At 39.2% G+C, this 11,217-nt stretch carries 9 protein-coding genes and 2 pseudogenes; 3 read left to right on the top strand and 8 right to left on the bottom strand.

Features of this window, described 5'->3' with window-relative positions:
• Window positions 1–224 precede the first annotated feature (224 nt).
• Window positions 225–479: pseudogene (locus JQC92_RS12145) on the top strand (DDE-type integrase/transposase/recombinase); the annotation flags it as partial.
• Here JQC92_RS12145 and tnpA read toward each other — a convergent pair.
• The 8 genes from tnpA to dapA form a co-directional block, all read right to left on the bottom strand.
• Window positions 383–958 carry an IS200/IS605 family transposase gene (gene tnpA / locus JQC92_RS12140; RefSeq protein ID WP_204999908.1) on the bottom strand — a complete coding sequence of 192 codons (576 nt, stop codon included), beginning with the start codon at window positions 956–958 and terminating at the stop codon, window positions 383–385. The pseudogene JQC92_RS12145 and the gene tnpA sit on opposite strands and share 97 nt — an antisense overlap.
• A gap of 162 nt (window positions 959–1,120) precedes the next feature.
• Complete coding sequence (locus JQC92_RS12135) at window positions 1,121–1,681, bottom strand: acetate uptake transporter (protein WP_204999907.1); 561 nt, start codon at window positions 1,679–1,681, stop codon at window positions 1,121–1,123.
• A gap of 213 nt (window positions 1,682–1,894) precedes the next feature.
• Complete coding sequence (locus JQC92_RS12130) at window positions 1,895–2,662, bottom strand: ABC transporter permease (protein WP_204999906.1); 768 nt, start codon at window positions 2,660–2,662, stop codon at window positions 1,895–1,897.
• Window positions 2,662–3,597, bottom strand: a complete 936-nt coding sequence (locus JQC92_RS12125; protein ID WP_204999905.1) for an ABC transporter ATP-binding protein — start codon at window positions 3,595–3,597, stop codon at window positions 2,662–2,664. Before JQC92_RS12125 ends, JQC92_RS12130 begins: the two co-directional genes overlap by 1 nt.
• Window positions 3,598–3,859: 262 nt before the next feature.
• Complete coding sequence (locus tag JQC92_RS12120) at window positions 3,860–6,949, bottom strand: efflux RND transporter permease subunit (RefSeq protein ID WP_204999904.1); 3,090 nt, start codon at window positions 6,947–6,949, stop codon at window positions 3,860–3,862.
• Window positions 6,946–8,022, bottom strand: coding sequence for an efflux RND transporter periplasmic adaptor subunit (locus JQC92_RS12115; protein ID WP_204999903.1), 1,077 nt, complete (start codon window positions 8,020–8,022; stop codon window positions 6,946–6,948). Before JQC92_RS12115 ends, JQC92_RS12120 begins: the two co-directional genes overlap by 4 nt.
• A 134-nt stretch (window positions 8,023–8,156) precedes the next feature.
• On the bottom strand, window positions 8,157–9,248 hold the full coding sequence (gene bamC / locus JQC92_RS12110; RefSeq protein ID WP_204999902.1) for an outer membrane protein assembly factor BamC: 1,092 nt from the start codon (window positions 9,246–9,248) through the stop codon (window positions 8,157–8,159).
• A 4-nt stretch (window positions 9,249–9,252) separates the two neighbouring features.
• Window positions 9,253–10,137: a 4-hydroxy-tetrahydrodipicolinate synthase gene (gene dapA / locus JQC92_RS12105; protein ID WP_204999901.1), complete on the bottom strand. Its 885-nt coding sequence runs from the start codon at window positions 10,135–10,137 to the stop codon at window positions 9,253–9,255.
• 135 nt (window positions 10,138–10,272) lie between these two features.
• Here dapA and JQC92_RS12100 point away from each other — a divergent pair, with 135 nt between their 5' ends.
• Entirely contained in the window at window positions 10,273–10,806 is a 534-nt protein-coding gene (locus JQC92_RS12100; RefSeq protein WP_204999900.1) for a glycine cleavage system transcriptional repressor, read from the top strand.
• Window positions 10,807–10,821: 15 nt separating this feature from the next.
• Window positions 10,822–11,157, top strand: a pseudogene (gene bcp, locus JQC92_RS12095) (thioredoxin-dependent thiol peroxidase); the annotation flags it as partial.
• Window positions 11,158–11,217 lie beyond the last annotated feature (60 nt).

The raw sequence follows: 11,217 nt of genomic DNA, 5'->3' as shown, positions 1-11,217 counted from the left end.
TCCTCATTAAGTTTTGTCGCTTTTTCCTCAACATATCATGGCGCATTGTGACGCCGAAGAGGAGTGGGGAGAGTCCATACCATTATGATACCTGAAGATGCTCGATTTCAGCGAGAATGCACAACTTGTTAATCAAGGTGACTGTGTGCGGCAATAGTGAGCTATTGTTAGCACTGGCAACGAAGAGTAACACGCTGTGCAACTCTTACTGCGTGGACTTTCTCAGCGGCAGTAATGCGGCGGCATTAGAAACACTCAACTGGCAATTATTGTTATTACAAATGGCTGGGTGTTTGATTGAGGTGTTGCAGGTCAAGTATCTCAACAATATTGTTGAACAGAGTCATCGAGCGGTGAAGTGGCAAATGCGAACGGCACTGGGCTACAAATCAATAGAGGGAGCTAAAGCCTCCATCGCTGGAGTTGAGCTCTGGCAAATGATAAAGGAACTCGGCCGCAAGCAACCGAGTTTTATTTGAACAGTCCAAGCTGATCTGCACTTTTCTCTTTTTTTGTCTAGCTCTACCAATTGATCTTGAACATACTTTCTGATTACTTTTTCAGTTGCATTACCTATCGTTTCAACAAAATAGCTCTGAGTCCAAAGCTTTCTTCCCCAAAAATATCTTCGCTTAATTTCTGGGTGAAATTTGAAAAATTGTCTAGCTGAAATACTTTTTATTATTTGCATCACATCACTTGGAGACATCTTAGGAACACCTCTTACAACCTTATGAATGTGATCAACTGGTATTTCTAGTTCTACAATATCTATTTCATAATCATAGCCAATTTTGTAAATAATCGACTTGAGCCGACTGTTAGGAATGTAGCTAGGATTTTGATATTTAAGTGGAATACGACCAACAACCTTTTCCATGCTAACGTCTAAAAGCACAAGATTAGGGTCATTTAAATTTTCTTCAAGCCAATCTGTAGCTAAAAGTATACTGCTCACCTTTGTCTCGCTTAATATACAATCTATTTAGATAAGTCATACATTAAGCGCTTTTCAAACACAGATAAACGTTTTTTTAGTAGAGAATGGTAGAGCACAGAGGATATTATGATACTCCAGTGCTCATAGTGCTCATATTAAGCACTGGAGAATGAGCTTTAACTACTTGTTCTCACCTACAGGAAACACTGTACGTCCATATTCATTATTAATAACTTGTGCCATCGCAAAATATATTGCACTTAAACCACAAATAATCCCTTCATAACCCGCTATCGTTCCCAATAATTCACTGCCAGTGAAATCTCTAGCAGCGAGCAAGAAAAATAAGATGGTAAGTGAACCAAATACAAACTGCTTTGCTATTGGATACTTTAATGAGCCGACGAACATAAACCCTGTAAACATTCCCCAAAGAACTAAATACCAGCCCATGAACGCAGGCGTACTAGCCTGAACTCCTGCACTTGGCATCAGAATCAAACCCACTAATGTTAACCAAAATAAGCCATATGAAGTGAATGCCGTAGTCCCAAAAGTATCACCACGCATGAAGCACATAATGCCAACAATAATTTGAGCTATTCCACCATAAAATATGCCCATTGATAGGATCATTGAATCAATTGGAAAAAAACCGGCATTATGAATATTAAGTAATACTGTTGTCATGCCAAACCCCATTAGACCGAGTGGAGCTGGATTAGCCAATTTAGTGCTCATTTATGTACCTTTTTGATTGGGAGAAATTCTGAAGTGAGCAGGTTTCGATAAGTTGAAATGCCACCAGCAGAATGCAGGCGGCGAATTCTATTTAAAGGAGCAAACCAAAACAAATTAAATTCTGAAAAGTGCTACCAAGCTCTTACTCTGATCAAATGGAGTAGATGTTCAAGTAGGATTATGTTTAGAGATACTGCAATCCTGCTGACAGAACTACCCCTTATTTTTACGGTAATACGCCTTAATTGCCAAAAACGAAAACAACACTGAATACACTACCAAAATAGTAATGTGTTTTATCACTGAGCCACCAACATCCATATCAGTTACTTTCAATGCCAACTGAGCTAAGTGGTAAGGAGGTAGTACATTTGCAAATTGTTGTAAAAATCCCGGCATCATATTAATTGGGATCCACAAACCTGATAAAAAGCTCATTGGTAAGTAGATCAGATTAATAATCGCTGCGGCACTGTTCGACTTCAACATTAACCCAAGCGTCAAACCAATCGCACAAAACGGCAAAGAACCAAGAATGAAAATTCCGCTCAGACTCAGCCATTGAGTCGCTGCTAAGTCAACGTTTCCAGCCAACGAACCAATGGCAAATAGAATCGTTATAATAATGGCTGCGAATAGCCCACTCAAAACAACTCTAGAAATCACATACGCTGAGGCCGGCATTGGCGAAACTTCTTTTAAATTAAACCACCCTTGCCCTCTTTCAACTGCAATCCCTACTCCAAATGAAAACAATGCAGGGCCAACGATGCCAAATACACAATACGTTATCATCAAATATGTTGCTGCACTTGTAGGGTTTTTAGCAAAAATAACCCCGAAAAATACATAGAACATCACAGGGAATAAGATTGTAGGTAAACAAAATGCTGGGGTGCGAATCAATCGTTTTAATTCAGAAATTGATTCCAACACGAATATATTCAATAAGCTCATTTTAGCTGGTGTTACGGTATTCATTACGCTACCTCCAAAATAGAACCTTTATCAACAGAGTTTAAATTTAGTGCTGAGAATGCTTGCTCTAAATCTGCTCCAGCAACGGTTAGGTTTTGAATCTGAAAACCCCTTTTGAAAAGATCTTTTAGCAGTTCTTCAGCAGAGTGAGACACAATTGAATAACAGTGTTGGTTTAATGCATTATCGAAGTATTGGTCGACAGAGGTCGCATTCAAAAAATGCTCGATATGCACTGATGATTGAAATTTAACGGTCTTAACGTCGGTGTAGGACTTAATCTCTGCAGGTGTTCCTTCTTTTGTTATTCGGCCATTATTTAAGATAATGATTCTATCTGACAACTTATCTGCCTCTTCTAGATAATGTGTCGTTAAAAGAATTGAAGTTCCTGTGGCTTTTAGCTCTTCAATTGCTTTCCATAACGCCTTTCTAGAATCAATATCCATTCCAACCGTTGGTTCATCTAGAAATAAAACCTTTGGATTGCCACATATGGCTAATGCAAATAACAAACGTTGTTTTTGTCCACCAGATAAGGGCTTACTGTATTCATATTCTTTGTTTTTAAGCCCAGAATACTCAAGCACTTTTTGATAACTCATTGGATCAGGATAATAACTTTGAAACAATTTTATGTGCTCTGAAACCGTAGACATGTCAGGCAGCCCAGATATCTGCAACATGACACCAGATAAACGTTTGAGCGCGATAGAACCGGGTTGGTGCCCCAAGATGTTTATTGCTCCTGTTCTTGTTCTGACTTGGCCCAACATGCTTTTAATTAGTGTTGTTTTCCCTGCGCCATTTGGCCCGAGTATAGAAAGTGTTTCTCCTGATTTTATTTCTAAATTAATTCCATCCAGAACCAGAGCATCCTTATAAGCAAAAGACAGTTCACTGACCTCACCGATGGATTGCTTTTGTGTATTACTCATGACATTTCCCTGCTGTGCGAGTCGATGAGTTAATTATTACTATTCGTACGACAAACGATATAGTCAGCTGTCATCAATTCGATATGACAAATGTCACTCCGAAAATGGAATACAAACTTTCATGAATAATTTTCAAGTCAAGTTACTAAAATCTACCAGGGAGCTAAACTAAAGAGCGCTTGATTTGCGGTTAAGCTTGAAATTTAATCAAAGGAAATAGAGCAGATAAATTAAGAGCCTCATTCGAGGCTCTTAATTAGGTTTAACGTAATTGCTTTTCAAGTTCGTTGGTTACTGAACCTGGTGTTCCACTGTTTCGTGCAAACAATGAATATGCTGCAGGAACAACGAGCAAGGTGAAAATCGTTGCCAAGATAATACCGAATAACACAACGATACCAATGACAAAACGAGTTTCTGCACCAGCGCCAGAAGCTAACACTAATGGCACGGCACCTGCGGCTGACGTGATTCCGGTCATTAAAATGGGTCTTAGACGCTGACAGGAAGATTGAATTAATGCTTTTTCAAACTCAACCCCTCTGTCTCTAAGCTGGTTCGCAAATTCAACAATCAAAATACCATTTTTAGCCGCTAATCCAACCAGCATAATAATGCCAACTTGGCTGTAAATATTTAAACTTTGCCCTGTTACATACAAACCAATTAATGCACCCAGTGTTGCAAGAGGCACAGTAAGCATAATGATCGCAGGGTGAATATAACTCTCAAACTGTGCGGCTAAGACTAAGAAAACAACACCCAGTGCTAGCACGAACACAAAGTAAATTGAGTCACCAGACTCTTGATAATCTTGAGATTGCCCTTTATAGCTAACCGTAGCTTCCGCAGGAAGGTAATCTTTTACAATTCCGTTTAAGTATGACAAAGCTTCACCTAACGAGTAACCATCAGCTAGGTTTGCCTCAATAGTTATCGCACGCATTCTGTTGTAACGATTCAGCGAACTGGCGTCTGCAAACTCTTGAATAGATACGAGGTTTGATAATGGGATTAGCTTACCACTTGTGTCTGAACGAACATAAATATTGTTCATATCCTCAGCAGTATTTTGCTGTTTACGATCACCTTCAAGTAACACGTCGTATTCACGACCATCACGCATATAAGTCGTTACAACACGTGAACCTAGAAGCGTTTCAAGTGTTTTACCGATTTGAGATACCGACACACCAAGCTCTGCTGCACGAGGTTTATCAATAACAACTCGAATTTGTGGCTTAGTCTCTTTATAGTCATCATCCAAACCCACAAGATTAGGGTTTTGCTTGGCTTTTTCCATGATAATGTCACGCCAGTGCGCTAGCTCTTCGTAAGTTGGCCCCCCTAATACAAACTTCACGGGCTTACCCACTCCACGACCAAAAGCCTGGCGCATTACAGGAAAGGCTCTGACTCCAGCCAAATCAGAAAGGCGGTTTCGTATATCAGCAATAATTGCATTAGCTGGACGACGTTTCGACCAATCTTCCAATACAATGATCGCCATACCATTAGAAAAGTCAGATACTCGGCCAAACCCTCTAGGCGCCCGGATTAATAGACGTTTAATGTCCCCTTGAACAACGAGTGGCATCAATCGATGTTCAATTTCAGTCATATATTTTTCAATGTATTCGAAACTGGCACCTTGAGGTCCATTCACTATTAAGAATATTGAACCGCGATCTTCTCTAGGTGCAAACTCTTGTGGGACTTTCTTTACCAATAAATAAGAGCAACCAAACGCAATCACAACAATCATAGAAATCAATGCTGGATGTTTAATAGAGAAGCGCAGTAGCCCTTTATACTTATTAATCAGCCAATTCATTGCTGATTCAACTTTCTTGGCTAGCCATGTATCTTCCTTTGATGGCTTAAGCAATTTTGAACACATCATCGGACTGAGCGTAAGTGCAACAATACTCGAGAAGAAAATCGCAGAGCTCATTGTTACGGCGAACTCTTTAAACAATTGTCCTAAATCACCATCCAAAAACGTAATTGGCATAAATACAGAAATCAGTACTGCTGTAGTAGCAATCACGGCAAAGGAAACCTCTCTAGCTCCTAAGTAAGCTGCTTTGAGTGGCGTCTCACCTTCTTCAATTCTTCTGTGTATATTCTCTAACATTACAATGGCATCATCGACCACCATGCCAATAGCGAGAATGAGTGCCAGTAAGGTTAATAAATTAATCGTATAGCCTAAGTAATACAGCACAATAAAGGTTCCCATTAAAGATACAGGAACCGTAATAGCCGGAATCAACATTGCCCGGGCGTTACCAAGGAATAAGTAAATAACGATAACAACTAGGATTAACGCAATAATTAGCGTGCTATACACTTCATGAACTGATGCCTCAATGAACACAGAGCTATCATAGGATCGCTTAATTTTCATTCCGTCAGGCAGTGTCGGATTTATTTGATCGACCAGCTTATTCACACCACGAGCAACATCCAATGTGTTTGCCGTTGATTGCTTAGCAACACCTAACCCAATCATAGATTCGCCATTACCGCGGAACATGATTCGGTTTTCTTCTGCGGCAACTTCGACTTTAGCAACATCTCCTAACTTAATTAAGTAACCATCGTCACCTTTTTTAAGTACCAAGTTTTTAAAATCATTGGGGTTCAAATAGCTACGTTGTAGCCTAACGGTGAAATGTCGCTCTTTGGACTCAATCGAACCTGCAGGTAATTCTACGTTTTCGCTGCGCAGTTTATTCTCAATATCATTGACCGTTAACCCACGTGCAGCAAGCGCTTGGCGATCGATCCAAACTCGCATGGCATAATTTTTACCTCCACCAATAAAGATATTCGCCACACCATCTACAACAGAAATACGATCGACTAAGTAGCGTCTCGCATAGTCAGTAAGTTGCAATGTGTTCATGTTCGTCGAAACTAAGTTCAACCACATGATGGCATCATCATCACTGTCCGCCTTTTGAATTTCAGGCGGTTCCGCTTCTGTAGGCAGGTTTTTTAGAATACCTGATACCCTATCCCTAATGTCATTAGCCGCTGAATCAATATCAGTTTTCGTTGTAAACTCGATTGTGATATCTGAGCGTCCATCTCTGCTTCGAGATGAGATAAACTTTATCCCCTGAACACCACTGATTCGGTTCTCAATAACCTGAGTAATTCGACTTTCAACAACAGCAGCACTTGCACCACGGTAGCTGGTCTTTACTGAAACAATTGGAGGGTCAATATTTGGGTATTCACGTAAAGGTAATTTATCGAATGCCACAAAGCCAAAAACAATAAGCAGCAAACTGATAACGGATGCAAAAACTGGACGTTTTACCGATAAGTCAGTCAAAATCATGCGACAGAACCTTGCTTGATTGATTCATAAGTGAAGTTTTCATCATTTTGTGGCTGGACTTTATCACCCGGTCTCACTTTCAAGAAACCACGGGTGATGACTTTGTCACCTTTTTTTAGTCCGTTAACGATTTCGACAATACCAAGCTTACGAAGACCTATTTCAACTTGTTGCTGAACAACTTCATTTTTGTCATTCACAATATAAACGTACTGCCTATCTTGTCTAGGGATAATGGCTGATTCAGGAATGATTAATGCCGTACGTGTTTCTTTGATTAGATCAATTGTCATCAGCATACCTGGTAACAACTTTGATTCTGAATTATCGAGCTGAGCTCTTACTACAACAGCCCTTGTAGTTGGGTCAATTCTAGTATCAATTGACTTTACTTTACCCTTGAACACTTCTCCAGGGTAGGCTACTGCTAAAGCTTCAACAACTTTACCCGGCTTCAAAACTTGTAGATAGCGTTCAGGAATAGTGAAATCTAATTTTAATGTTGAGATATTATCAAGAGTGGTAATTTCAGTTCCAGGAGTGACGAGCGAACCAACACTGATTTTTCTTAAACCTAAAACACCACTGAATGGTGCTTTAATTTGCCTATCTTTTAAATCGGCTAAGGCGCTATCTCTGTTTGCTTTTGCAGTATCAATGGCAGTTTGAAGCCTATCTTGTTCTAATTCCGCAACCGACTGTTCTTCAACTAACGTTTTTATACGGTTCAGTTCTCTTTCATTATTCTTCAAGTTCACTTGAGCTATGCGCAACTGAGCGCGTTGCTCTGCATCTCTAAGTTGAACTAATAACTGACCTTTTTTTACTTTTTGACCATCATCGAACTCTATTTTTGTTGCCACTTCAGTGACTTTTGATGTCACAATAATTGATTCACTGGCTTCTAAATTTCCAAGTGCTTCAATTTCATCATTTAATTTAGAATAGGTAGCAGGTTTAACGACAACAACAGGTAGGGAATTAGACTTTTGATTATTATTTTTGGCTTGGATATTCTGACTGAAACTCAGCGCCAGACTAAAGCATAAAACTGAAAATATAATTGTTTTCATAACAGCTCGATGAATGCATAAAATTACTGGGCAGTTTAATTAATATTTATGCAACATCAAGCTATTTTACTTTTACTTACACATTCAAATAGCTGCAGGTTAAAAAGGCGCCATCAAGGCGCCTTTTTGTACTTTTAGCTGCGCTTTTCTTGCATCAACTTAACAAATATTTCACTTAAACCGTTCATCGACTCGGTAGATAGTGGCTTTTCGTCAGGTGTCAAAATTCGAATATCTGTAGTATTCGGCAGACTTCCCTCTTTTGCAACAACTCGATAAGAACCATTTTCTAGATTCAGCTCTTTACTGTCGCCCCATAAAGAGCTCCAAAAACCCGTTTCCTGTTTGAAGTCTACATAGTACAACCCTTTGTTGGTATCGACATCCACAATTTCAAAACCAGCTTCAGGCAGTACGATTCTCAATCTATCCCACACTTTTTGGAAATCAGCTTTCGCTACCCAATGTTGTGAGTCAGAAGGTGTTGAAACAAACTTAGTAGATATTCCGGCACTTCTAGCAACACGCTTAGCTTTAATCGACTTATCACGAGAGTGGCTTAGGTACCCAACCGCACTATTAAGCATATCTACGGCATAACGATGTTCATCATCACCGGTAAGCATAATATTTTGCTCAGTACCATTATAATCTTCATGGTGTTCGATCAGTTTTATCTTGATATCACCAGTACGTCCATGAGGTTTTATGTTGATATCAAATTCATAGCGTTGGCGAAGTGTATAAACTTTATCACTCCCCCACATGCTTGAATCAATGACTTCTTTGCTTTCAATCCAATCCGTTTGAATAACAATAGGATCGGTTGTTTCTTTTAATATTTTAATATCACGATGTTTCAAAAATGCTTTTATCGATGACGTAATTTCTTGCTTCAAATCTGTCGCACTATCAATCGATTCAATAACGATTTTTATGCCATTACCCGTATCTTCGACGTGAGTACCTTCAGCTGTAGGCAACACTTGTAAAGGCGGACGAATGTCTAATGCTTCACCCACTAGGGACTTAGCATTCTTTGCAACATTCGGAATTTGATATTCTCTGTTGTATTTAGGCTCATGTAACCCTTCAGGGATTACAAGTTTAGATTCTGATTTTGCGTTGATGTAATCATCGCTACCATTGGCTTGTCTTCTTTCAATTGGTGTAGAACAAGCTGAAACAGCTAAAATTAAAACCAACGGCGAAACTTGTTTTAGCATTAATTTATTTAACCTCTAGTTGGGCTTTTTCCATTGCTTCTTTAACCAGACCATAGTTTGCACTAGAAAGTTCAGTTAAAGGTAAACGAATTGTATTATTTTTTATGAGACCAAGCTCGAAAGCAGCCCATTTCACGGGTATTGGATTAGCTTCTACAAATAAAGAGCTATGTAACAAGGAAAGCTCGTTATCAAATGCATAAGCATGCTCTTTGTCCCCATTAAATGCTGAATCACACATTTTCTTATAGAGACTTGGAGCGATATTATTTACTACAGAAATAGCGCCATCACCGCCTGACAATATAAACTCGCACGCTGTCGCATCATCACCACTTAACAACCCGAAAGAGTCATCACATAGATCTTTGAGTTTATGTAAACGCGATAAATCACCAGTAGCTTCTTTTATAGCTACAATATTTTTAAACGTTGATAACTCCGCAATTGTTTCAGGTTGCATATCGACACCAGTTCTACCTGGTACGTTATAAAGAATTTGTGGGATATCTGTGTGACTGGCAACCGCTTTGTAATGAGCGATTAGCCCCTTTGGTGATGGCTTATTATAATATGGGGTTACGCCCAACATACCATCAACACCGGTGCCATTGAGTGCTTGAGTTAATTCGATGGCATGAGCTGTAGCATTCGCTCCGTTTCCTGCAATAACTGGAACTCTACCATTTGAGAATTTAACGACCTGTTCAACAATTCTAACGTGTTCGGTTAGTGTCACAGTTGCAGACTCACCTGTGGTGCCAACAGCAACAATTCCGTCTGTACCATTATTGATATGAAAATCGACCAATTTGTCTAATCCTTCAACATCAATACTACCATCCAAGTTCATTGGCGTGATTAAGGCAACATAGCTACCTTTAAACATCTGAAATCCCCATTTATAAGAATCAAGGTATGTTACTGTTCGATATCAATAATGACAAGTACAAACAACTGGATAAATTATGATAGGATTACTTTCTTATTATTTATACAGCTTGTCTATTAAAGAGGTAAATGCATGACCCATCAACTTGTCGTTACTGCGATGGGGGTTGATCGCCCAGGAATCGTGAGCAAATTAGCTCGCCAAGCCAGTGATAGTGATTGTGATATTGTTGATAGCAGAATGGCTATTTTTGGGAATGAATTTACATTAATAATGCTTCTTGAGGGCTCATGGTCAGCCATAACAAAAATTGAAAGTACCATACCAAGCTTAAGTCTTGAACTTGAATTAATGACAGTTGTTAAAAGAACATCTAGGCACACACCAACCAGTTATTCGTCTCGTTTTCAAATTAGCTTTTGTGGCCAAGACAACCGCGGTACGATGAAGGCTATAACAGAATTTTTAGCAGAGAAATCAATGGATCTCGCGACATTTGGTTCTCACGCAGAGGAAGACAGCAACGGCAAACCCTATCAACAGATTGATTTAGCCGTCAACTTACCTGAAAATCTCGACATCGATTCAATTGAAGATGAGATACAAGCTTTTGCAAAAAGTTTAGATCTAAGCTGTACATTAAGACGGATGAGTGATTCCAATTAATCAAAAGGAACAAAAATGAAAACATTAGTTAAAGGTGATACTGCACCAAATTTCACCCTAAACGATCAGTATGGGAACTCGCATAATCTAAAAGATGCTCTTAAATCTGGCCCTGTACTTGTCTATTTTTATCCAAAAGCTAGCACTCCAGGTTGTACCGTACAAGCTTGTGGACTTCGTGATTCAAAATCCAATCTTGCACAGCATAAAGTTACCGTTTTCGGAGTGAGCCCTGATCCAGTAGCGAAGCTGTTACGATTTTCAGATAAACAAGAACTTAACTTTACACTATTGAGTGATGAAGACCATGCTATCGCAGATGCGTTTGGTGTTTGGGGTGAAAAGAAGTTCACCCCTAGAAATTTTTTATGACAAAAACCCTTGATAATTTTTTATGACAATCTACCTTTA

Source organism: Parashewanella hymeniacidonis (genome assembly GCF_016900895.1).
GTDB classification, from domain to species: domain Bacteria; phylum Pseudomonadota; class Gammaproteobacteria; order Enterobacterales; family Shewanellaceae; genus Parashewanella; species Parashewanella hymeniacidonis.
Note: the sequence above shows the minus strand (reverse complement) of the source record. Positions and strands in the feature narration are given on the sequence as shown.

What these genes read in the sequence shown, in the direction of transcription:
- JQC92_RS12135 (WP_204999907.1), bottom strand. Translation starts at nt 1,681, where the DNA reads ATGAGCACTAAATTGGCTAATCCAGCTCCACTCGGTCTAATGGGGTTT.
- JQC92_RS12130 (WP_204999906.1), bottom strand. Translation starts at nt 2,662, where the DNA reads ATGAATACCGTAACACCAGCTAAAATGAGCTTATTGAATATATTCGTG.
- JQC92_RS12125 (WP_204999905.1), bottom strand. Translation starts at nt 3,597, where the DNA reads ATGAGTAATACACAAAAGCAATCCATCGGTGAGGTCAGTGAACTGTCT.
- JQC92_RS12120 (WP_204999904.1), bottom strand. Translation starts at nt 6,949, where the DNA reads ATGATTTTGACTGACTTATCGGTAAAACGTCCAGTTTTTGCATCCGTT.
- JQC92_RS12115 (WP_204999903.1), bottom strand. Translation starts at nt 8,022, where the DNA reads ATGAAAACAATTATATTTTCAGTTTTATGCTTTAGTCTGGCGCTGAGT.
- bamC (WP_204999902.1), bottom strand. Translation starts at nt 9,248, where the DNA reads ATGCTAAAACAAGTTTCGCCGTTGGTTTTAATTTTAGCTGTTTCAGCT.
- dapA (WP_204999901.1), bottom strand. Translation starts at nt 10,137, where the DNA reads ATGTTTAAAGGTAGCTATGTTGCCTTAATCACGCCAATGAACTTGGAT.
- JQC92_RS12100 (WP_204999900.1), top strand. Translation starts at nt 10,273, where the DNA reads ATGACCCATCAACTTGTCGTTACTGCGATGGGGGTTGATCGCCCAGGA.